Origin of the sequence: Microbacterium indicum DSM 19969, assembly GCF_000422385.1 — a bacterium.
Taxonomy (GTDB): domain Bacteria; phylum Actinomycetota; class Actinomycetes; order Actinomycetales; family Microbacteriaceae; genus Microbacterium; species Microbacterium indicum.
Window position 1 is genome coordinate 504,755 of record NZ_AULR01000002.1, and the last position, 20,684, is coordinate 525,438.

The window sequence follows — 20,684 nt, forward strand, 5'->3', positions numbered from 1 at the left end:
GTCAATTCTTGCGCAGAGCGGCGAGTTCGTCGCTCGACACCCGCGCGGCGAGGAGCTCGGCGAGACCCGGATGCCGCTCGAGCGTCGGATCCTCGTCGAGGATCCCCTGCGCGACGACGCGCGCCTCCTGGATCAGCTTCGCGTCCTTCACGACGCGCAGGACGCGCAGCGACGAGCGGCCGCCCGACTGCGCGTCGCCCAGCACGTCGCCCTCGCCGCGCAGCTCGAGGTCGACCTCGGCGAGCTCGAACCCGTCGAGCGTCGCGGCGACGGCCTCGACGCGCTCGCGGGCATCGGAGTGCTCGAGGGCCTCGGTCACGAGCAGGCAGAGGCCGGGGACGGATCCGCGCCCGACGCGCCCGCGGAGCTGATGCAGCTGCGAGACGCCGAAGCGGTCGGCGTCGAGGATCACCATGGTCGACGCGTTGGGGACGTCGACGCCGACCTCGATGACCGTCGTGGCGACGAGCACGTCGATCTCGCCGCGCGCGAACGCCTGCATGATCGCGTCCTTCTCCTCGCCCGGGAGCCTGCCGTGCAGCATCGCGATGCGCAGGTCGCGCGTCGCCTCCTGCTGCGCGAGCATGCGCGCGACTTGGACGACGCCGAAGCGCGGCCCCTTCTGGTCGTCGTCCTGCGGCGCGTCGAGCACCGATCCGTCTTCCTTCGGCCCCGTCGACGATTCGTCGGTGTCGATCGCGGCGCACACCACGAAGGCCTGGCGCCCCTGGGCGACCTCCTCGGCCGTGCGCTGCCAGACGCGGGAGAACCACCCCGGCTTCTCGGCGATCGGCGCGACGAAGGTCGAGATGCCCGCGCGGCCCGATGGCATCGTGCGGATCGTCGACACGTCGAGGTCGCCGAAGACCGTCATCGCGACGGTGCGCGGGATCGGCGTCGCCGTGAGGACGAGGACGTGCGGGTTGTCGCCCTTGGCGCGCAGCGCCTCGCGCTGCTCGACGCCGAAGCGGTGCTGCTCGTCGACGACGACGAATCCCAGCTCGGCGAAGGTCGTCTTGTCGCTCAGCAGCGCGTGGGTCCCGACCACGATCCGCGCCTGGCCCGACGCGACGCGCAGCGCCGCCCTGCGCCGTTCCGACGTCGTCATCTGCCCCGTGATGAGGGTCGGCAGGAGCTCGGCCGCGAGGTCGGGGCCGAGCATCTTCGTGATGGAGCGCAGGTGCTGGCCCGCGAGCACCTCGGTCGGCGCGATGAGGGCGCTCTGCGCGGCCGACTCGGCGACCTGGAGCATGGCGCGCAGCGCGACGAGGGTCTTGCCCGAGCCGACCTCGCCCTGCACGAGCCGGTTCATGGGGCTGCCCGAGACGAGGTCGCGCGCGATCTCGTCGCCGACCGTCTGCTGGTCGGCCGTCAGCGTGAAGGGCATCGCCGCGTCGAACCGCTCGAGGAGCCCGCCGGGCGCGGCCGGGCGCGGCGCCGTCTCGAGGGCGCTGACGACCCGGCGCTGCTGCAGGAGCGCCGTCTGCATGACGAGCGCCTCGTGCACGCGCAGCGTGTGGCGCGCGACGCGGTAGTCGGACTCGCGGCGCGGGCGATGGATCCGCTCGAGGGCCTCGCGCGCCGGCAGGAGCTTCTGCGCGGCCCGCAGCTCGTCGCTCGCGGGGTCGGGCACGTCGCCGAGGTCGTCGAGCGCCTGGCCTACGAACTTCGCGATCTCCCACGACCGCACCGTCGAGGTCGCGGAGTAGAGCGGCACGGGCGTGTCGGCCCAGTCCTCGGCGTCGTCGGGCTGCTCCTCGTCGTCGACGAACATCTCGTACTCGGGGTGCGAGAACTGCACGACGTCGCGGTACATGCCGACCTTGCCGGAGAAGATCCCGCGCCTGCCCGGAAGGAGCTCCTGCGCTCGCCAGGCCTGGCCGAAGAACGTGAGCGACATCGTGTCGGTTCCGTCGCCGATCTCGACCGAGAGGATGGTGCCGCGGCGGTTGCGCATGGGCCGCGACTGCGCGCTGATCACCTGCGCGATGATCGTCGCCTGCTCGCCCACGGGGATCTCGGCGATGGGCGTGAGCTTGCCGCGTTCGGCGTATCGCCGCGGGTAGTGGCCGAGGAGGTCTCCCACCGTCGCCATCTCGAAGCCGCGGGCGAGCTGCTTCGCGGGGCCATCGCCCAGGGCCTCGGCGAGAGGGGTCTCGAACGTCAGGACCATGCTTCGATCATAGTTTCGATCTCGGGCGACGCACGTAGGCTGGGCGGGTGACGAGGATCATCGCGGGCCGCGCGGGCGGCATCCGGCTCGACGTCCCGCCCGCGGGAACCCGCCCCACGAGCGAGCGTGTGCGCGAGTCGCTCTTCGCGGCCCTCAAGTCGACGGGACTCCTCGAGGGCACGGCCGTGCTCGATCTCTACGCCGGCTCGGGCGCCCTCGGCCTCGAGGCGCTCAGCCGCGGCGCGGCGACGGCCGACCTCGTCGAGAAGGGCCAGAAGGCGGCCCAGGTCGCCCGCGCGAACACCGACCGCGTCGCGCGGGCAGGCGGATCCGCTGCCGTGCACCACACGGGCGTGCAGCAGTTCCTCCGCCAGCCGGGGCGCGCGTACGACCTCGTCTTCCTCGACCCGCCCTACGACGTCCCCGACGCGCAGCTCGCGGAGGATCTCCGCGCCCTCGCGCCCCGCCTCGCCGCCGACGCACTCGTGATCGTCGAGCGCGCGACGCGGTCGGGCGGGCCCGACTGGGCGGCGGCGGGCCTCGCCGCGTACCGCGCGAAGGCGTACGGCGACACGACCCTGTGGTGGGGCGAGCCTCAGGCCGACCAGTCCCGGTAGGGATCCCACCCGAGCGGCCCCGCGTAGGGCGACCCGTCGACGAGGAGGGGCGCCGCGTGCTCGGGCACGACACGGCCGATCGCGCGGAAACCCGGGGGCAGCGCGCCCTCGCGGAAGGTCGCGAGGAGCGCGTGGTCCTCGCCCCCGCGCAGCGCGAGGGCGGGATCGGCGCCGAGAGCCGCCGCGTCGAGGTCGACCGACACCCCCGACGCGTTCGCGAGGCGCGTCGCGTCGAGCCCCAGGCCGTCCGAGACGTCCATCATCGCCGTCGCCCCCATCATCGCGGCGACGGGCCCGAGCCCGATGGGCGGCTGCGGGCGCAGCTGCATCTCGACGGCGCGCAGCTCGTCGGCGTCGAGCTCGTCGGGGCGCACGGGCACGGGATCCCCGTCGGCGTCGCGGAAGCGCGCGAAGAGCACGTCGAGCCCGCGCGCCGAGACTCCCATCTCCCCCGCGATCGCGACGACCTCGCCGACCTCCGCTCCCGACCGGAGCACGGCGTCGCGCCCCTCGGTGTCGCCGAGGGCCGTGACCGCGACCGTGAGCGTCGGCGACTGCGTGAGGTCTCCTCCCACGACGGCGCACCCGGGCGCGAGGCCCTCGCACGCCTCGCGCAGCCCGTCGGCGAGCGCCTCGACGAACGCGACGGCCGTGTGGTTCGGCATCGCGAGCGCCACGAGGAGCGCCGTCGGGCGCGCGCCCATCGCCGCGACGTCGGCGAGGTTCACGGCGGCCGCCTTCCAGCCGAGGTCGTAACCGCTCGTCCAGGCCGTGCGGAAGTCGGGGCCGTCGACGAGGGTGTCGGTCGTCGCGACGATCCGGCCCGACGACGCGATGACCGCCGCGTCGTCGCCGACCCCCACCTCGGCGGCGGCGGCGCGGCCCGTGCGGGCGGCGATCCTCGCCAGGATCTCGCGCTCGGACAGCTCTCCCACGGTGGATCCCTCGTGCATCCCCTCAGCCTAGGGACATACGGTGGGAGCGTGATCCGCCGATTCGCCGCCGCCGCAGCCCTCCTCGCGACGGGCGTCGCGATCGCCGGGTGCACCCCCACGGTGCACCTCGACCCCGCGGCCGACGCGAACAGCACCGACTGCGCCGCCGTGAGCGTGCGCCTGCCCGAGTCGCTCGGCGACACGCAGCGCGTGTGGACCGACGCGCAGGCGACCGCGGCCTGGGGCGACGGGCCCGACGTGATCTTCACCTGCGGAGTCGAGGTACCCGGGCCGACGACGCTGCAGTGCGTGACCTTCGGCGGCGTCGACTGGATCGTCGACCCCGAGGACACCCCCGACCTCCGGATCACGACCTACGGCCGCACGCCGGCCGCGCAGGTCTACGTCGACACGACGAAGGTCACCGCCGACGCCGTGCTCGACGCGCTCGCGAGCGCCGCGTCCGAGCTGCCGAAGACGGGCGAGTGCATCAGCGCCGAGTCGGCGACGCCGGTCCCGGACGCTCCCGAGACCGGCGACGACGCCGGCTGAATCGGGCCGCTCAGCCCCGCGCGCGGCCGAGCTCGATGAGCTCGGAGATGAGGTCGGCGTAGCTCAGCCCCGTGGCCTCCCACGCCTTGGGGTACATCGAGATCGGGGTGAAGCCCGGCATCGTGTTGAGCTCGTTGACGACGACGTCGCCCTCCGCCGTGAGGAAGACGTCGACCCGCGCGAGGCCGATGCCGTCGACGGCGTCGAACGCGCGCGCGCCGATGTCGCGGATCCGCGCCGTCTCGTCGTCGGTGAGCGCGGCGGGGCACACGACCTCGGCGCCGTCGCCGCCGAGGTACTTGCCCTCGAAGTCGTAGAACTCGCGGGTCGAGAGCACGATCTCGCCGGGGAGCGACGCGCGCGTCTCTCCCCCGTCGCGGCCTTCGAGGACCGCGACCTCGATCTCGCGGCCGACGATCCCGGTCTCGACGAGGACCTTCGAGTCCTCGGCGAACGCGACGCGCATCGCCGCGTCGAGCTCGCTCGCGTCGTGCGCCTTCGAGACGCCGACGCTCGATCCGGCGCGGGCCGGCTTGACGAAGACGGGGTACCCGAGCTCCGCGACGTCGGCGCGCACGGCGTCGGCGTCGGCGTCCCAGCGCGCCGCGCGCACCGTGACCCAGGGCGCGACCGCGATGCCGGACGCCTCGATCGCGACCTTCATGAAGTGCTTGTCCATGCAGACGGCCGAGTCGAGGACGCCGCCGCCCGCGTAGGGCACCTCGAGGATGTCGAGGAAGCCCTGCATCGTGCCGTCCTCGCCGTGCACGCCGTGCAGGATCGGCAGGACCGCGTCGATCTCGCCGAGCGACTCGACGGATCCGTCGGCGCGCTCGACGCGCAGCTCGCGGGGGCCGCCCGGCATGGGCCAGATCACCCGCGTGCCGTTGTCGGCGACCTCGGGCATCTTCGCGGCGTCGAGGGCGAAGCGCGCGGGGTCGTCCTGCTCGAGGACGAAGACGCCGTCGCGCGTGATCCCGACCGGGATCACGTCGTAGCGCTCGCGGTCAATCGCGCCGAGGACCCCGCCCGCCGTCGCGGAGGAGATCGAGTGCTCGCTGGAACGCCCTCCGAACAGCACCGCCACCGTTGCTCGAGCCATGCTGGTTCTCCTCCTGAGGGGTGTCGTCTGTCGTGAGATGCGGCGCGATGTCGCGCGGCTCCATGGTGCCGTCGAGCACCATCTTGACCTGCTGCACGATGGGCATCTCGACGCCCTTCGCGCGGGCGAGCTTGAGCATGGGCTCGACCGATCCGAGTCCCTCGGCCGTCTGCTGCATCTGCGTGACGACGTCCTGGAGGGAGTATCCCTGGCCGAGCAGGCGCCCGGCGGTGTTGTTGCGGCTCAGCGGCGACTGGCACGTCGCGATGAGGTCGCCGAGGCCCGCGAGCCCCTGCAGCGTCTCGGGCTGCGCGCCGTACGCGACCGCGAAGTCGGTCATCTCGACGAGGCCGCGCGTGATGATCGACGCCTTCGTGTTCTCGCCGTAGCCGACGCCGTCGACGATGCCGATCGCGACCGCGATGAGGTTCTTGAGCACTCCGCCGAACTCGGTGCCGGCCACGTCGGTCCCGACGAAGGTGCGGAAGTATCGGTTCGTCGCGGCGCGGGCGACGACGGCGGCCGTCTCGGCGCTCGACGACGCGACGACGGCGGCCGTCGGCTGCTCGCGCGCGATCTCGAGCGCGAGGTTCGGGCCGCTCGCGACGGCGATCCGCGCGGGATCGCAGTCGAGCGCCTCGCCGATCACCTGGCTCATGCGCAGGCCCGTGCGCTTCTCGACGCCCTTCATGAGGCTGACGATCGGGGCGTCGCCGCCCGCGAGGAGCGGCTTGACCGCCTTCAGCGTGTCGCGGGCCGACTTGCTCGGGACCGAGACGTAGATCTGCTCCGCACCGGCGACGGCCGCAGCGAGGTCGGCCGTCGCGTGCATCGTGCGCGGCAGGTTCACGCCCGCGAGGTACTGCGAGTTGCGCTTCGCCTCGTCGATCTCGCGCGCGAGCTCGGCACGGCGCGCCCACATCGTCACGTCGGCCCCGCCGTCGGCGAGGATCTTGCCGAACGTCGTGCCCCAGCTGCCGGCGCCGAGCACCGCGACCCGGGTCACAGGCGCCCCGTCTCGTTCTGGCCGTGCTGCGCGGGATCCCAGCGCTCGGTCGGAGCCTCTTCGCCCCGGATCTCGGCGAGGAGACCCGTGATCGCGGCCATGAGGCGGTCGTTCGCCTCGCCGAGGACGCCCTTCTCGTGCTCGCGCCCGACGAGATCCGACAGGTCGACGGGCTCGCCGACGAGCACCGTCACGCGTCGGCGCGGCGGGAAGAGCTTCAGCCTGCCGTAGCGCGGCATGAACTGCTGCTCACCCCAGTGCGCCATCGGGATGAGGGGCAGGTCGCCCGCGAGGGCGAGGCGCACGGCGCCCGACTTGCCGCGCATGGGCCACAGGTCGGGGTCTCGCGTCAGGGTCCCCTCGGGGTACACGATGACGCCGCGGCCGTTCTCGGCGAGCTCGGTCGCCTGCGCCATCGACTGCGAGGCGCCGGCCTTCCCGCGGGTCACGGGCACCATGCCGGTCGCGCGGAGCGCCGCGCCGAGGACGGGCACGCGGAAGAGGCTCTCCTTGGCCATGAACCGCGGGGCGCGGCCCATCCGCCACGTCGCGACGGCGACCGTCAGCGGGTCGATCTCGCTGTGGTGGTTCGGGGCGAGCACGTACGCGCCTTCCCGCGGCAGCCGGTCGGCGCCGCGGATCTCGATCCGGGCGATCCAGCCGACGAACGGGACGACGACCGCCGCGAGTAGCCAGAAGAGGCTCGGGCGGGATCTCTCTCGCGAGGCCCTCGCCATGCTCAGCCGACGACGTCGAAGTCGGCGCCGAGGTCGGAGAGCTTCTCGAAGAACTTCTCGTAGCCGCGGCGGATGATGCCCACGTTGGAGACGCGCGAAGTGCCGTCGGCCGCGAGGGCCGCGATCACGTACGCGTAGCCGCCGCGCAGGTCGGGCACCACGATGTCGGCGCCGTGCAGCGGCGTCGGCCCCGTGATCACGGCGGCCTGCTCGAGCGGACGGCGCGGCACGCGGCGGTAGTCGCCGTCGAGGCCGTTCTCGTGCACGACGATGTCGGCGCCCATCTTGTTGAGCGCGGCCGTGAAGCCGAGGCGGTTCTCGTACACGGTCTCGTGCACGACCGACTCGCCGTTCGCCTGCGTGAGGGCGACGATGAGCGGCTGCTGCCAGTCGGTCATGAAGCCGGGGTGCACGTCGGTCTCGACCTTGACCGGCTTGAGCGGGGTCTCGCCGCGGCGGAACGTGATGCCGTCGTCGGTGATGTCGAAGTCTCCGCCGGCCTTGCGGAACACGTTGAGGAACGTGAGCATCTCGTACTGGCGCGCGCCCTTGACGAAGATCTCGCCGTCGGTGACGAGCGCGGCGCACGCCCACGAGGCGGCCTCGTTGCGGTCGAAGAGGCTGCGGTGGTCGTAGCCGCGCAGCTCGTCGACGCCCTCGATGAAGATGACGCGGTTGGGCTCGTACGAGATAATCGCGCCCATCTTCTGGAGCACGCCGATGAGATCCATGATCTCGGGCTCGATCGCCGCATTGCGCAGCTCGGTGACGCCCTTCGCCTTGACGGCCGTGAGCAGGACCTGCTCGGTCGCGCCGACCGACGGGTAGGGCAGCTCGATATTCGCGCCGTGGAGCCCGTCGGGCGCCGAGAGGCGGATCCCGTTCGGCTGCTTGTCGACGACGGCGCCGAAGTTGCGCAGCGCGTCGAGGTGGAAGTCGATCGGCCGGTCGCCGATGCGGCAGCCGCCGAGATCGGGGATGAAGGCCTGGCCCAGCAGGTGCAGGAGGGGGCCGCAGAAGAGGATCGGGATGCGGCTCGACCCGGCGTGGGCGTCGATCTCCTCGAAGCCCGCCGAGGCGGCGCCCGCGGGGTCGAGGACGAGCGAGCCCGCCTCATCGCCCTCGGTCACGGCGACGCCGTGCACCTCGAGGAGCGAGCGCACGACCTCGACGTCGCGGATCTCGGGCACGTCGCGCAGGGTCGAGGGGGTCGATCCGAGGAGCGAGGCGACCATTGCCTTCGTCGCGAGGTTCTTCGCCCCCTTGACGTCGACCTGACCACGAAGCGGCCGTCCGCCGCGGATCTCGAGAACGTCGCCGAGCTTCTTCGTCGGCGTCGCCGTCGTGCCGTCAACCAGCGTCATAACTGTGGCCCCTCACTCATTTCGGATGTTCTCCCGCGGCCCGGATGGGGCACGGGATCCGGGCTCACGGAACCGGCAGGGTCCGCGGCCGCCACGCTGCGCGGCGGGCCTCGAATTCGGTGATCGCGTCTTGGTTTCGCAACGTGAGCCCGATGTCATCGAGCCCTTCGAGGAGCCGCCATCTAGTGTAATCGTCGATCTCGAAGGGGGCCGTGAAGTCGCCGATCACGGCGGTTCGCTCGACGAGATCGACAGTGATCTCGCGACCGGGCTGGGCGTCGATCGCCGCCCAGATCCGCTCGAGGTCGTCCTCCGTGATGACGCCGGCGACGAGGCCCTGCTTGCCCGCGTTGCCGCGGAAGATGTCGGCGAAGCGCGGGCTCAGGACGACCTGGAAGCCGTAGTCGCGCAGCGCCCACACGGCGTGCTCGCGGCTCGACCCCGTTCCGAAGTCGGAGCCCGCGACGAGGACCGACGCGCCCTGGAAGGCGGGCTGGTTGAGGACGAAGTCGTCCTGCTGGCGCCAGTTGTGGAAGAGCGCGTCGTCGAAGCCCGTCTTGGTGACGCGCTTGAGGAACACGGCGGGGATGATCTGGTCGGTGTCGACGTTCGACCGCTTGAGCGGAGCCGCGACTCCCGTGTGCTTCGTGAACTTCTGCATGATCAGGCACCTGCTCCTTCCAGGACGGGGGCGTCTTCGAGATCGGACGGGCTCGAGAGGGTTCCGCGCACGGCGGTCGCGGCGGCGACGAGCGGCGACACGAGGTGCGTGCGTCCGCCCTTGCCCTGGCGGCCCTCGAAGTTGCGGTTCGAGGTCGAGGCGCAGCGCTCGCCCGGGGCGAGCTGGTCGGGGTTCATGCCGAGGCACATCGAGCAGCCCGCGAAGCGCCACTCGGCTCCGAACTCCTCGACGATCCTGTCGATGCCCTCGGCCTCGGCCTCGAGCCGGACGCGGGCGGATCCCGGGACGACCATGACGCGCACGCCCTCGGCCTTCCGCCGGCCCTTGATGATCGAGGCGAAGGCCCGCAGATCCTCGATGCGGCTGTTGGTGCAGGAGCCCATGAACACGGCGTCGACCGCGATGTCCTTCATCGGGGTCCCGGGCTCGAGGTCCATGTACTCGTAGGCGCGCTCGGCGGCCTGGCGCTCGTTCGGGTCCTCGAACGTCTCGGGAGCCGGCACGGGCTGGCTCAGCGAGACGCCCTGGCCGGGGTTCGTGCCCCAGGTCACGAAGGGCTCGAGCTCGTCGGCGTCGATGAGCACCTCGGCGTCGAACACGGCGCCCTCGTCGGTCGGCAGCGTCTTCCAGTACGCGACGGCGTCGTCCCAGTCCTGCCCCTGAGGCGCGTGGTCTCGGCCCCTGACGTACTCGAAGGTCGTCTCGTCGGGCGCGACCATGCCGGCGCGGGCTCCCGCCTCGATCGACATGTTGCAGATCGTCATGCGCCCCTCCATCGAGAGGGAGCGGATCGCGGATCCGCGGTACTCGAGCACGTAGCCCTGCCCGCCTCCCGTGCCGATCTTCGCGATCACGGCGAGGATGATGTCCTTCGCCGTGACGCCCGGCTTGAGCTCGCCCTCGACCGTGATCGCCATGGTCTTGAAGGGCTTGAGCGGCAGCGTCTGCGTCGCCATGACGTGCTCGACCTCGCTCGTGCCGATGCCGAACGCCAGCGCGCCGAACGCGCCGTGGGTCGAGGTGTGGCTGTCGCCGCAGACGACCGTGATGCCGGGCATCGTGAGGCCGAGCTGCGGGCCGACGACGTGGACGATCCCCTGCTCCTTGTCGCCCAGCGAGTGCAGGCGCACGCCGAACTCGGCGGCGTTGCGGCGCAGGGTGTCGACCTGCGTGCGGCTCGTGAGGTCGGCGATCGGCTTGTCGATCGCGAGCGTCGGGGTGTTGTGGTCCTCGGTGCCGATCGTCAGGTCGACGCGGCGCAGCGGGCGGTTCTCGGTCCGGAGGCCGTCGAAGGCCTGCGGGCTCGTGACCTCGTGCACGAGGTGGAGGTCGATGTAGATGAGGTCGGGCTGGCCCTCCTCGCCGCGGACGACGACGTGGTCGTCCCACAGCTTCTCGGCCAGGGTGCGGGGGTTGTCGGGGATCTGATCCTGCGCGGTCATGCGCGCTCTCCTTGCGTCTCGGGTATCGGCCATCGACGAACTCCGCGACGGGATGGCCTCAGGAGTGGAACCCGCCGCGGCGCATAAGGAGAAGGAATGTCGCACACCGCACCCCCACGATGATAGCAACGTGCTCAGCCCCTCCCCGACGCGACGGGACGGGGTTGAGCACGTTGCTCAGAACAGGCGATCGAACCGGATCACTTCTCCGAGATCTCGGATTCGGCCCTGGACGTGTCGACCCTGTTCGCGATGAGGCTCGCGACGGTCGCGATCACGAGCGACGCGAGGATCACGCCGAGCGAGGTCCAGTTGCTGATCTCGGGCGCCCACTCGACGGGCCGCCCCCCGTTGAGGAAGGGGAGCTCGTTGACGTGCAGCGCGTGGAAGAACAGCTTCGCGCCGATGAACGCGAGGATGAACGCGACGCCGTACTTGAGGAAGCGCAGCTTGTCGAGCAGGTCGCCGAGCAGGAAGTACAGCTGGCGCAGGCCCATGAGCGCGAAGAGGTTCGTCGCGAACACGAGGAACGAGTTCTGCGTGATGCCGAAGATCGCGGGGATCGAGTCGATCGCGAAGATCAGGTCGGTGACGCCGATCGAGATGAACACGATGACCATCGGGGTCAGCATCTTCTTGCCGTCGACCGTCGTGCGGAGCTTGGATCCGTCGTACGCGTCGTGGATCGGGATGAAGCGGCGCAGCACGCGCACGATGAAGCTCTCCTGCTGCGCAGCACCCTCCTCCTCGTCCTTCTCGAACACCTGGCGGATCGCGGTGTAGACGAGGAAGGCGCCGAAGATGTAGAAGATCCAGCTGAGGTTCTCGATGAGGACGGCGCCGATCATGATGAAGCCGGCGCGCAGGACGAGCGCGATGATGATCCCCACCATCAGCACCTCCTGCTGGTACTTCCGGGGCACCGAGAACTGCGTCATGATCAGGACGAACACGAACAGGTTGTCGATCGACAGGCTGTACTCCGTGAGCCAGCCGCTCACGAACTCGATCGCGTGATCGTGATCGCCGATCACGAAGAGCAGGCCCGCGAAGACGAGGGCGAGCGCGATGTAGAAGCTGACCCACAGCGCCGACTCGCGGGTCGACGGGATGTGCGGCCGCTTGAGGATCAGCAGCAGGTCGGCGAGCAGGATGACGACGAGGATCGACAGCGAGCCGATCTCGAACCAGAGGGGAATGGTCTCCAACGGGGAACCTCTCGAGGGTGCGGTGGTTGACGAGAGTCTCTCCCCCGCACCGATCGTGCGTCGCGGCCCCGGAGCGGCTTTGATGGCGCTCGTACTGACGGGATCGCGGAGACGGGATACTCCCCCTCGCCGGGAACACTCTACCGGCACCGTCGCCGGGGACGACGAAAGCCCCGGACGAATGTCCGAGGCTTTCGAGATTGCGGTGACCCCAGCGGGATTCGAACCCGCGTTACCGGCGTGAGAGGCCAGCGTACTAGGCCGCTATACGATGGGGCCGCAGTGCTGTTTCCAGCTTTTCAGTTTGCGTTCCCCTCGCGGGCAACTAGACAACTGTACGACGAACGAGGGCGCGCGACAAAATCGGGCCGCCTTCCGCGTGTCGCCCGGGCGTGTCCGCTGGCCAGAACTGTACGCCCGTTCGCGCCGGCGCGGAAGGGCGGATCCGGGGCGATACTCGGATCATGCGAGTCACCAAACACGAGCACGCGTACCTCACGATCGAGAAGGACGGCGAGACGCTCGTCGTCGACCCGGGCGGCTTCGCCCCGGACCTCGGATCCCTCGAGAACGTCACGGCGATCGTCGTCACGCACGAGCACGGCGACCACTGGAGCCCCGCCCACCTCGCGCGGATCCGCGAGCTGTTCCCCGAGGCCCCGATCCTCACGACGGCCGCCACCGCGGCGACGGCCCCCGTCGACGCGACCGTCGTCGCCCCGGGCGACGCCGTCGAGGCGGGCGCGTTCTCGCTGCGCTTCTTCGGGGGCACGCACGCCGAGATCCACCGGTCGATCCCCCTCATCGACAACGTCGGAGTCCTGGTCGACGGCGCCTTCTACTACCCCGGAGACTCGTACGCCGTGCCGGAGGGCGTCGACGTCGAGCTCCTCGCGGCGCCCATCGGGGCTCCGTGGCTGAAGATCGGCGAGGCGATGGACTTCGTCCTCGCCGTCGCGCCGCGCGCCGCCTTCGGGACGCACGACGGCACGCTGTCGGCGGCCGCGATCCCCATGCACCGCGATCGCCTCGCGTGGGCCGCGGCTCAGGGCGGAGGCGTCTTCCATCCTCTCGACCCGGGCGACGCCGTGGAGATCAGCGCGTAGCGGCGCCGTCCATCGCGAGCACCGCGGCCTGGAGCAGCTGGTCGACCGTCGGCACGCCCGACGCCCGGAACACCTGCTCGCCCGTCGCGGAGCGGACGATGACGGTCGGCGTCGCGTCGATCCCGGCCGCCTCGGCGCGGTCGGGGTCGGCCGCGACGTCGGTCTCCGCGACGCGCACCGCGGGCACGAGCCCCGCGACGCGATCGAGCGACGCGCGCGTCTGGGCGCACGCGCCGCAGAAGCTCGTGCTGAAGAGCTCGAAGGTCACACCGTCCACGCGGATGCCAACGCGCGGGCGCCCCGGATCATTCCGCGCGCGGGCGCAGGACGGCGTGCGGCGCGACCCAGCGGAAGCGCAGCGACAGGATCCGCAGCAGGAAGACGAGCATCGCGACCGCGAGGGTCACCCACACCGAGCTCCACCCGAGTACCCAGGCGAGCGTCACGAGGCCCGCGCCGAGCATCGCGGGGATCGCGTAGAGGTCGCGCGTGTCGAACAGCTGCGGGTCGCGGTTCGCGACGACGTCGCGCAGGAGACCGCCGCCGACGCCCGTCGTGACGCCGAGGACCGCGGCCGCGACGGGATTCATCCCGAGGTCGAGCGCCTTGATCGCGCCCGTCGTGCAGAACAGCCCGAGGCCCGCCGCGTCGAAGACGAGCAGCGGCTTGCCGAGCCGTTCGACGCGCGCGTGCAGGAAGAAGACGACGAGCGTCGCGAGGAGCGGAGGCGCGAGGTAGACGGGCGACGAGAACGCGATCGGGGTGACGCCGAGCACGAGGTCGCGGATCACTCCCCCGCCGAGCCCCGTGAGCGAGGCGAGGAGCAGCGATCCGACGAGGTCGAACTGGCGCCGCGCCGCGAGGAGCGAGCCCGAGAGCGCGAAGAAGAAGACCCCGAGGAGGTCGAGTGCGAGCGCCACGGATCCCCCTTCTGCCGCATGGCCCATAGATCCTATGCCGCCGCCCTGGGATATCCTGCGCCTATGGCGCGAGACGGGGTCGGGAGCGGGATCACCCTGCAGCACCTGCGGTACTTCGCGGAGGTCGCCGCCGAGGGGTCGATCTCGGCCGCAGCCGAACTGCTCTTCGTGTCGCAGCCCACGATGTCGGCCGCGATGAAGGACCTCGAGCGGCGCGTCGGCCAGGCGCTGTTCACCCGATCGGTCCGGGGCGTGGCCCTGACGGAGGAAGGCGCGGAGTTCCTCGGCTACGCCCGCCAGGTCGTCGAGCAGGCCGAGCTCCTCGAGCAGCGCTACCTCGGCAGGCCGCCCTCGCGGCGACTGCTCGCCGTCTCGGCGCAGCACTACTCGTTCGTCGTCGACGCCTTCGTCCGCATGGTGAAGGCGTCGGACGCAGCCGAGTACGCCTTCACGCTGCGCGAGACCCGCACGTGGGACATCATCGAGGACGTCCGCACGCTCCGCAGCGAGATCGGCGTGCTCTTCCGCAACGACTTCAACCGCAAGGTCATCGACAAGCTGCTGCGCGAGGCGGGCCTCGACTTCACGTCGCTCTTCCGCGCCGACCCGCACATCTTCGTCGCGCGTACGAACCCGCTCGCGGGCCGCGCGCGGGTGACGCTCGACGATCTCGAGGACCTCCCCCGCCTCACGTTCGATCAGGGCGCCCGCGGGTCCTTCTACTTCGCCGAGGAGATCCTCGCGACCCGCTCGTCGAAGCAGGACATCCGCGTGAGCGACCGCGCCACGATCTTCAACCTCATGATCGGGCTGGGCGGCTACACGATCTCGACGGGGATCATCTCGGACGACCTCGACCCGTCGATCGTCGCGGTTCCGCTCGACGTCGACGAGCGGATCGAGATCGGCTGGATCGGGCACCACTCGATCCCGCTCACGGCCCAGGCCCAGCGCTTCGTCGACGAGATGCGCGAGGTCGTCTCGGGTTTCGGCGTCGAGCTGCTGGCATAGGCATCGCCTATCCCGAGCGGTCAAGCGGCCCGATGGGGCTATGAGAGCCGCGCGCGCCTAGTCTGGCGGTCTGATGACGATCGAACTGACCTACTCCATCGACACGACCCGCTTCGACGAGGACTACGCGCCCGCGACGGGATCCCGCGCCACGACGAACTTCGCGAACCTCGCCCGCGGCGAGGACCGGCGCGACAACCTCCGCGGCGTCCTCGCGATGATCGACGCGCGCGCGAACGAGCTCGCGGGGACGAGCGGCCGCTACGGCGTCGAGCTCGACATCGTTTCGGCCGACCTGCACCTCGGCGCCGAGGGCGGTGCCGGCGTCCCGCTCATCGAGGTGCTCGACGTCACGATCGTCGATCGCGAGACCGGCGAGAGGACGCCCGGGATCACGGGCAACAACTTCTCGTCGTACGTGCGCGACTACGACTTCAGCGTCCTCCTCCCTGCGCAGGAGAACGGGATCCCCGCCGACTTCGGCGAGCTCCACGGCAAGCTCTTCCGCCACTTCGTCGCCTCGGACGCGTACGGCGAGCGCTTCGCGCAGCCGCCCGTGATCTGCATCAGCGTCTCGACGAGCCGCACCTACCGCCGCACGGGCTTCGAGCACCCGATCCTCGGCGTCGAGTTCCGCCAGGACGACGACTCGCTGACCGACCGCTACTTCGCGAAGATGGGGCTCGCCGCCCGGTACTTCATGCCGCGCGGCTCGGCCGCTCCCCTCGCGTTCTACTTCGAGGGCGACCTCACCTCCGACCACTCCGATCTCGCGCTCATCGGCACGATCGCGACGATGGAGGCCTTCCAGTGGATCTACCGACCCGAGATCTACGGCGCGCGCACGGCCGCGGGCGACGTGTTCCGCCCGAGCCTCGAGCACGCCGACTTCGACCGCCCCGGGATCGACTACGACCGCGAGGAGCGCAGCCGCCTCGGTCGCACGCAGGGCCTCTACACCGAGGAGCACTTCATGACCCCCTACGGATCGGCCCTCGCCGAGTGGGCGGCCACCCGATGAGCCGCCTCCTCCCGACCTCGATCGTCGGCAGCCTCCCGAAGCCCGCGTGGCTCGCCGAGCCCGAGAAGCTGTGGTCGCCGTGGCGCCTCGAGGGCGACGACCTCGCGGAAGGCAGGCGCGACGCCCTCGCACTCGCGGCGTCCGATCAGATCGCCGCGGGCATCGACATCGTGAGCGACGGCGAGCAGACGCGCCAGCACTTCGTCACGACGTTCATCGAGCACCTGGACGGCGTCGACTTCGAGAACCGCGAGACGGTGCGGATCCGCGACCGCTACGACGCGAGCGTCCCCACCGTCGTGGGCGCGGTCGGCCGCGAGCACCCCGTCTTCGTCGACGACGCGGCCGCGCTGCGCGCCCGCACCGACCGGCGGATCAAGTGGGCGCTCCCCGGCCCCATGACGATGATCGACACGCTCGCCGACAGGCACTACGGCAGCCGCGAGAAGCTCGCGTGGGAGTTCGCGGGGATCCTCAACCAGGAGGCCCGCGAGCTCGAGGCGGCCGGTGTCGACGTGATCCAGTTCGACGAGCCCGCGTTCAACGTCTTCTTCGACGACGTCCGCGAGTGGGGCGTCGCCGCGCTCGAGCGCGCCGCCGAGGGCCTGCGCGCCGAGACCGTCGTGCACATCTGCTACGGGTACGGCATCGCGGCGAACACCGAGTGGAAGGCAACGCTCGGATCCGAGTGGCGCCAGTACGAGGAGACGTTCCCGCTGCTGCGCGAGTCGTCGATCGACACCGTGTCGCTCGAGAGCCGCGGATCGCACGTGCCCGTCGACCTCGTCGAGCTCCTGCGCGGCAAGAACGTGATGCTCGGAGCGATCGACGTCGCGACCGACGAGGTCGAGACGCCCGAGCAGGTCGCCGACACGCTGCGCGCCGCGCTGCCGTTCGTCGACGCCGAACGCCTGATCCCGAGCACCAACTGCGGCATGGCCCCCCTCTCCCGCGGCGTGGCCCGGGCGAAGATGGAGGCGCTCGCGCTCGGAGCCGAGACCGTCCGCGCCGAGCTCTGAGCGCCCGGAGCTACTCGGACCTCGGCCGCAGAGCGACCCAGCTGACGACGCCGCTCGCGACGCCGACCGCGGCGAGCACCGCGAGCCCCACGGGGAGCGTGCTCGCCGCGGCGACCGCCCCGACGAGCAGCGGGCCTCCGACGTCGCCGAGCTCGCGCCCGAGCTCGGCGGTGCCCATCGTGCGCCCCATGCGCTCCTCGGGGGTCGACTGCGCGAGGTGGGCGAACGCGAGCGGCGTGACCGACCCCGTCAGCGCGCCGAACGCCGCGGCGGCGGCGAAGAGAGTGACGGCCCCCGGGGCGGCGGCGAGCAGCACGAGCCCCGCCGCGCCGAGAGCGAGCCCTGCGGTCGCGCCGCCGCGCGTCGTCAGGCGCCCGCGGTCGCGGAGGCCGCCGACGAGCGGCTGCAACGCCGTCGAGCAGAGCGCGAGCAGGGCGACGGCGCCCGCGCCGACGAGGGGATCCAGCCCGAGGCGCGCCGCGAGGAGCGGCAGGAAGCCAACCGCGACGCCCAGGACGGCCGTCGTCGTCGCCAGCAGCAGCGTCGAGACGAGGAATCCGCGCTCGGTCGTCTCGCGCACGAGATCGGCGAGCGTGACGCGGCGGCGCGGCAGGAAGCGCGGGCATCGCGACGAGGCACCAGACGGCCGCGGCCGCCGCGAGCAGGCCGAGCGCGAGGTAGAGCGCCTCGATCCCGATGCCCGTGACGAGCGCGACTCCGATCAGGGGGCCGAGGACGTAGCCGAGGCTCTTCCACGCCCCATAGCGGCCGAAGTAGCGGCCCAGGTGCTCGGCGCCCGCGAGACGCGCCACGGTGGCCGAGGACGCGGGAGAGAACGCCGACGCGGCGGCGCCCTGCCCCAGCCGGGCGAGCGCGAGGACGACGGGCGTCGGGGTGAGGATCGCGAGGAGCGACGCGGCGGCGAACGCGACGAGGCCCCCGACGATCACCGGCTTCGCGCCGATCCTGTCGCTCAGCGCCCCGAAGATCGGCTTGAGGATCACCTCGGCGACGTCGTAGAGCGCGAGCACGAGGCCGAGCCCGAGCAGCGAGAGGCCGATGTCGTCGCTCTCGGCGCCGAGGACGCTCGCGACGCCGTGCGCACCGAAGGCCGTCGTGAAGCCCACGACGTACAGGGGCGGCAGACCGCGGACAGGAGTTCGTGAATCCGTCACGTTCGCAAATGTAACAGGCGTCACAGCATCATTGGATCGGGTGTTAGCTTCGAGAGCGTGACAGAGAACTGGCTGCTCGCGATCGTGCAGGTGCCCGCGGATCCGTCCCGCTACCGGGTCGCCGTGTGGCGCGAGCTGCGGAAGGCGGGCGCCGTGCCGGTCTCGCAGGGCACCTGGGCGCTGCCGGCCGCAGACGCGTTCCGCGCGGCCCTCGAGCGCGCGGGCGCCATCGCCGCAGAGGGCGGAGGAACCGTCGCGGTGTTCGACATCCAGCCGCAGGACGACGCGGCGCGCGCACTCATCGTCGACGCCTTCCGCGGCGCCCGCGAGGACGAGTGGGCCGAGTTCGTCGCCGACTGCGCGAAGTTCCTCGCCGAGATCGAGCGCGAGATCGCCATCCGGAAGTTCACCTTCGCCGAGCTCGAGGAGGAGGAGCAGAGCCACGAGCGGCTGCGCCGGTGGTACCGCGACCTCCGCAAGCGCGACGTCCTCGCCCTCCCCGCGGCCGACGAGGCCGCGGAGCGGCTCCGCGCGTGCGACCGCGCCCTCGAGGGCTACGCCGAGCGCGTCTACGCCGCGAACAGGCTCTCGGGCGCCGACGCGCCCTGATCGCGCGCCGCGTGCGGGAGAACGCCCGCAGCCTCAGGGGTCTCAGGAGCACATGACCAACAGACGCCTCGTCACAACACTACCGTTTTCAGTATAGTTGTGACATGGCGGCTGATACGAAGTACCGGGACGTGGTGCGCGAGATCGCGCTCGACAACCACGGCTACGTCACCACACGGAAAGCGGCGGAGGCCGGGGTCCCGCCGATCGAGCTTCCCAAGCTCGCGGCTCGGGGCGGGGTCGAGAACGTCGCCTACGGCCTGTACCGCGTGGCCAACGTCCCCCCGACGCCCTACGACCAGTACGCAGAGGCGCTGCTCCGGGTCGGAGAGGGGGCGTATCTGCACGGCGAGTCAGTCCTGGCACTGTTCGGGCTTGCCGATCTGAATCCACGGCAGGTGAAGATCGCCGTCCCGCGCCGCGCCAGGCCACGGCTTCCTGCCTCCATCAAGCTGACTCAGGTCGCCCCTGGCGCACGCACCGCTGTCTACGAGGGCCTGCGGGCGCAACCGGTCGCCGCCGCTCTCGCCGAGTGCCGCGGTCGCATCCCGGACGGACGACTCCTGACGGCGGCCAAGCAGGCGAGAGCAGAAGGGCTGCTGACGACTGCAGAGTGGCAGCGCATTCGACAGGAACTCCCGCGATGAGCTATTCCACGCCGCCGCCGAACCTCCGCTCTCTGGAGCAACGTCTCCGCAACCTCGAAGGTGACGATGGGCTCGCTTCTCGCCGGCGGGTGGGGATGGCGCTTGTCGTCGTCGGGCAGATGCTGCCCGACGGCGCCGTCAAAGGCGGCGGTGCGATGGCACTGCGTTTCGGCCGGGGTACTCGATTCACGAGGGACCTCGATGCGGCCAGACGCGGGCCCCTCATCCGGTTTCGCAGCGACTTCGAGGAGTCTCTCGCCGCGGGATGGGCGGGATTCACCGGTCGGCTCATCGAAAAGCAAGCGCCGCACCCGACGGGAGTTCCGACCGCGTACGTCATGCAGCCGTTCGACGTGAAGCTCGACTACCGGGGCCGCTCATGGTGCACCGTCGCCTTCGAGCTTGGGCACAACGAGATCGGCGACGCAGAAGACCCCGAATACCGACTCGCGGACGATCTCGCGGCACTCTTCACCGAGGTCGGCCTCGAAGCGCCCCGACCGATCCCTGTTCTGCGGGCAGATCACCAGATCGCACAGAAGCTTCACGCGCTGTCTGCAGCCGGAAGCGAGCGAGCCCACGACCTGGTCGATCTTCAGCTGCTCGAGGCCGGTGAGCCGGCGGATCTGTCGATGACCAAGGCGACCTGCACGCGGCTCTTCGAATATCGACGTCAACAGACTTGGCCGCCGCGCATAACCGCCGGAGATCGCTGGGACACCCTCTACGAGGAAGCAGCCGACGGCCTCGACGTCCTGGCAACTGTCGACGACGCGATCATCTGGGTCGAGGAACTCATCGCACGCATCGCACGGAGCTGACCCCCCGACGCGCCCCGGAAACGAGAAAACCCCCGCCTGAGCGGGGGTTCTTTCTTGGCTGGCCTTATAACTCTCTTGTCAAACAGTCAACTTGATGTTGTTCCTACAGACAGACTGCGAGAAATCGCGAAAGTCAGCGAGAGTGGCACCTCGGTCGAAACACCGATCCCACCTGCCGGTGGGCGGGACTGCTGCACGGGTAGGTGACAGGTTGTAGTCACGCCGCGAGTGCGACGGTCGTGTTCATGATGGTCTCGAACTCGATGGGCGTCAAACGGCCCAGACGCGCCTGGCGTCGCCGGCGGTGGTAGGTCCGCTCGATCCAGGTGACGATCGCGATGCGCAGCTGCTCGCGGGCTGTCCAGGAGCGGCGGTTGAGGACGTTCTTCTGGAGCAGGGCGAAGAAGCTTTCCATGGCTGCATTGTCACCGCTCGACCCGACTCTGCCCATGCTCCCGACCATGCGATGACGGGCCAGAGCACGCAGGAACTTCCTGCTTCGAAATTGAGATCCTCTATCGCTGTGAACGATGCAGC

At 70.8% G+C, this 20,684-nt stretch carries 22 protein-coding genes, 1 tRNA gene and 1 pseudogene; 9 read left to right on the top strand and 15 right to left on the bottom strand.

Annotated features, from left to right (window positions below):
- Position 1: 1 nt before the first annotated feature.
- On the bottom strand, positions 2-2,173 hold the full coding sequence (locus H576_RS0105035; RefSeq protein ID WP_029150042.1) for an ATP-dependent DNA helicase RecG: 2,172 nt from the start codon (positions 2,171-2,173) through the stop codon (positions 2-4).
- Positions 2,174-2,220: 47 nt separating this feature from the next.
- On the opposite strand from H576_RS0105035, the gene rsmD reads away from it, so the two are divergent.
- On the top strand, positions 2,221-2,790 hold the full coding sequence (gene rsmD / locus H576_RS0105040; RefSeq protein WP_029150043.1) for a 16S rRNA (guanine(966)-N(2))-methyltransferase RsmD: 570 nt from the start codon (positions 2,221-2,223) through the stop codon (positions 2,788-2,790).
- Here the strand turns inward: rsmD and thiL are convergent.
- A complete protein-coding gene (gene thiL, locus H576_RS0105045; RefSeq protein WP_029150044.1) occupies positions 2,769-3,743 on the bottom strand; it encodes a thiamine-phosphate kinase in 975 nt (324 codons plus the stop codon). The genes rsmD and thiL overlap by 22 nt on opposite strands.
- 30 nt (positions 3,744-3,773) lie before the next feature.
- Between thiL and H576_RS0105050 the strand changes: the two genes are divergently transcribed.
- Positions 3,774-4,277, top strand: coding sequence for a DUF3515 family protein (locus H576_RS0105050; protein ID WP_029150045.1), 504 nt, complete (start codon positions 3,774-3,776; stop codon positions 4,275-4,277).
- Positions 4,278-4,287: 10 nt separating this feature from the next.
- Here the strand turns inward: H576_RS0105050 and H576_RS0105055 are convergent, their stop codons facing one another.
- The 8 genes from H576_RS0105055 to H576_RS0105090 all read right to left on the bottom strand — a co-directional run bounded on the left by H576_RS0105055 (position 4,288) and on the right by H576_RS0105090 (position 12,097).
- Positions 4,288-5,379, bottom strand: coding sequence for a D-alanine--D-alanine ligase family protein (locus H576_RS0105055; protein WP_029150046.1), 1,092 nt, complete (start codon positions 5,377-5,379; stop codon positions 4,288-4,290).
- The gene (locus H576_RS0105060; RefSeq protein ID WP_029150047.1) at positions 5,285-6,385 is read right to left on the bottom strand and encodes an NAD(P)H-dependent glycerol-3-phosphate dehydrogenase; all 1,101 of its coding nucleotides are present in this window, start codon (positions 6,383-6,385) and stop codon (positions 5,285-5,287) included. The genes H576_RS0105055 and H576_RS0105060 overlap by 95 nt, the downstream gene beginning before the upstream one ends.
- On the bottom strand, positions 6,382-7,122 hold the full coding sequence (locus H576_RS0105065; RefSeq protein WP_036319207.1) for a lysophospholipid acyltransferase family protein: 741 nt from the start codon (positions 7,120-7,122) through the stop codon (positions 6,382-6,384). The genes H576_RS0105060 and H576_RS0105065 overlap by 4 nt, the downstream gene beginning before the upstream one ends.
- A 2-nt stretch (positions 7,123-7,124) precedes the next feature.
- On the bottom strand, positions 7,125-8,486 hold the full coding sequence (gene murA / locus H576_RS0105070; protein ID WP_036319210.1) for a UDP-N-acetylglucosamine 1-carboxyvinyltransferase: 1,362 nt from the start codon (positions 8,484-8,486) through the stop codon (positions 7,125-7,127).
- Positions 8,487-8,550: 64 nt separating this feature from the next.
- Entirely contained in the window at positions 8,551-9,147 is a 597-nt protein-coding gene (gene leuD, locus H576_RS0105075) for a 3-isopropylmalate dehydratase small subunit (RefSeq protein WP_029150049.1), read from the bottom strand.
- A 2-nt stretch (positions 9,148-9,149) separates the two neighbouring features.
- Complete coding sequence (gene leuC / locus H576_RS0105080) at positions 9,150-10,610, bottom strand: 3-isopropylmalate dehydratase large subunit (RefSeq protein WP_029150050.1); 1,461 nt, start codon at positions 10,608-10,610, stop codon at positions 9,150-9,152.
- Between the two features lie 200 nt (positions 10,611-10,810).
- Positions 10,811-11,818, bottom strand: a complete 1,008-nt coding sequence (locus H576_RS14350) for a TerC family protein (RefSeq protein ID WP_036319212.1) — start codon at positions 11,816-11,818, stop codon at positions 10,811-10,813.
- A gap of 206 nt (positions 11,819-12,024) precedes the next feature.
- Positions 12,025-12,097: transfer RNA gene (locus H576_RS0105090), tRNA-Glu, on the bottom strand.
- A 185-nt stretch (positions 12,098-12,282) separates the two neighbouring features.
- Here H576_RS0105090 and H576_RS0105095 point away from each other — a divergent pair.
- Complete coding sequence (locus H576_RS0105095; protein ID WP_029150051.1) at positions 12,283-12,924, top strand: MBL fold metallo-hydrolase; 642 nt, start codon at positions 12,283-12,285, stop codon at positions 12,922-12,924.
- On the opposite strand, the gene H576_RS0105100 is transcribed toward H576_RS0105095, so the two are convergent.
- Together H576_RS0105100 and H576_RS0105105 are read right to left on the bottom strand one after the other, a co-directional pair.
- Positions 12,914-13,201 carry a thioredoxin family protein gene (locus H576_RS0105100; RefSeq protein WP_342664873.1) on the bottom strand — a complete coding sequence of 96 codons (288 nt, stop codon included), beginning with the start codon at positions 13,199-13,201 and terminating at the stop codon, positions 12,914-12,916. The two genes, H576_RS0105095 and H576_RS0105100, sit on opposite strands and share 11 nt — an antisense overlap.
- 28 nt (positions 13,202-13,229) lie before the next feature.
- On the bottom strand, positions 13,230-13,871 hold the full coding sequence (locus H576_RS0105105) for a trimeric intracellular cation channel family protein (RefSeq protein WP_036319215.1): 642 nt from the start codon (positions 13,869-13,871) through the stop codon (positions 13,230-13,232).
- A 36-nt stretch (positions 13,872-13,907) separates the two neighbouring features.
- Here H576_RS0105105 and H576_RS0105110 point away from each other — a divergent pair, with 36 nt between their 5' ends.
- From H576_RS0105110 to H576_RS0105120, 3 genes are all read left to right on the top strand, one after another.
- Positions 13,908-14,855 carry a LysR family transcriptional regulator gene (locus tag H576_RS0105110; protein WP_029150054.1) on the top strand — a complete coding sequence of 316 codons (948 nt, stop codon included), beginning with the start codon at positions 13,908-13,910 and terminating at the stop codon, positions 14,853-14,855.
- A gap of 73 nt (positions 14,856-14,928) precedes the next feature.
- Positions 14,929-15,876, top strand: a complete 948-nt coding sequence (locus H576_RS0105115) for a putative oxygenase MesX (protein ID WP_029150055.1) — start codon at positions 14,929-14,931, stop codon at positions 15,874-15,876.
- Positions 15,873-16,895 (top strand): methionine synthase, encoded by a 1,023-nt coding sequence (locus H576_RS0105120; protein WP_029150056.1) that lies wholly within the window; start codon positions 15,873-15,875, stop codon positions 16,893-16,895. Before H576_RS0105115 ends, H576_RS0105120 begins: the two co-directional genes overlap by 4 nt.
- 10 nt (positions 16,896-16,905) lie before the next feature.
- Here the strand turns inward: H576_RS0105120 and H576_RS17315 are convergent, their stop codons facing one another.
- Together H576_RS17315 and H576_RS17320 are read right to left on the bottom strand one after the other, a co-directional pair.
- Positions 16,906-17,475 (bottom strand): MFS transporter, encoded by a 570-nt coding sequence (locus H576_RS17315; RefSeq protein WP_342664874.1) that lies wholly within the window; start codon positions 17,473-17,475, stop codon positions 16,906-16,908.
- 25 nt (positions 17,476-17,500) lie between these two features.
- A pseudogene (locus H576_RS17320) lies at positions 17,501-18,094 on the bottom strand (MFS transporter); the annotation flags it as partial.
- A gap of 33 nt (positions 18,095-18,127) precedes the next feature.
- On the opposite strand from H576_RS17320, the gene H576_RS0105130 reads away from it, so the two are divergent.
- The 3 genes from H576_RS0105130 (at position 18,128) to H576_RS0105140 (ending at position 20,147) form a co-directional block, all read left to right on the top strand.
- A complete protein-coding gene (locus H576_RS0105130; protein WP_029150057.1) occupies positions 18,128-18,679 on the top strand; it encodes a Chromate resistance protein ChrB in 552 nt (183 codons plus the stop codon).
- A gap of 104 nt (positions 18,680-18,783) precedes the next feature.
- The gene (locus H576_RS0105135) at positions 18,784-19,326 is read left to right on the top strand and encodes a type IV toxin-antitoxin system AbiEi family antitoxin domain-containing protein (RefSeq protein WP_029150058.1); all 543 of its coding nucleotides are present in this window, start codon (positions 18,784-18,786) and stop codon (positions 19,324-19,326) included.
- Entirely contained in the window at positions 19,323-20,147 is an 825-nt protein-coding gene (locus H576_RS0105140) for a nucleotidyl transferase AbiEii/AbiGii toxin family protein (protein ID WP_029150059.1), read from the top strand. The genes H576_RS0105135 and H576_RS0105140 overlap by 4 nt, the downstream gene beginning before the upstream one ends.
- Positions 20,148-20,364: 217 nt before the next feature.
- Here the strand turns inward: H576_RS0105140 and H576_RS14360 are convergent.
- Positions 20,365-20,684: integrase core domain-containing protein (locus H576_RS14360; protein WP_036319382.1), on the bottom strand; the 320-nt coding region annotated here is incomplete at its 5' end.